Source organism: Vibrio sp. 1249-1, from assembly GCF_033340495.1.
The window spans coordinates 1-760 of record NZ_JAWOWJ010000430.1 but is presented as its reverse complement, the minus strand read 5'-3'; the positions used below and the strand labels follow the sequence as shown (position 1 = coordinate 760).

2 protein-coding genes are annotated in these 760 nt (G+C 47.1%); both read right to left on the bottom strand.

The window, feature by feature from the left end:
- On the bottom strand, window positions 1-276 hold a 276-nt coding region (locus R7Z50_RS26820), incomplete at its 3' end, for a DUF2069 domain-containing protein (protein ID WP_318149660.1).
- A 52-nt stretch (window positions 277-328) separates the two neighbouring features.
- Window positions 329-760: NAD(P)H-dependent oxidoreductase (locus R7Z50_RS26815; RefSeq protein ID WP_318149659.1), on the bottom strand; the 432-nt coding region annotated here is incomplete at its 5' end.

Sequence of the window (760 nt, the reverse complement as noted above, 5' to 3'; positions counted from 1 at the left end):
CAAGATAGTGAGAGCGTGCAAGAAATACAGCATCAAGACAAAGTGCGCCCATGCATGCGTGTAAGGTTTGCCCGCTAAGATGCCAGGTAATGGTAGCAATAACGGAATACACCATGCAATCGCGAGTGTTGTGCTACTCAGATGTGGGTGAGGAGATAAAGCGAGTTGCCAAATCGCGACCCATGCTAATAAAGCTAAGTTGCCGAACAAAGCGAGGTAGCGATACGTTTTTGCTTGAGCACCAAGAGGTGGTTGTTCTTCGAAAGAGTCAGACATCGATTCTCTATCCTTGAATTGATACCAATTCTACTGATTATTAATACTGGTATTAGTGACAAGCTTTGAGCTTTAACGCTGCTGTTGCTAGTCGTTTACCTAATTGTTGTGCCAGGCGAGTCTCCTCCGCTGTGAGACTTGGTTCGTGTCCTACACTGCTGGCACCGTAGGGCGTGCCACCAGATTGGGTCGAATGCAGCTCTGGTTCAGCGTAAGGAATACCAAGTACCATCATCCCGTGATGCAGTAATGGTGTCATCATACTTTGAAGTGTGGTCTCCTGACCGCCATGCATCGAAGATGATGAGGTAAATACACAAGCTGGCTTATCGATTAAGTCACCGCTAACCCACAAAGGGGTTGTTTGATCCCAAAAGTGCTTTAAAGGTGCTGCCATATTGCCAAACCAAACGGGACTACCGAACGCTAGACCGTCGCACTTTTTCAGTTCCTCTAGAGTAACAATTGGATCGGAAGGGGTATG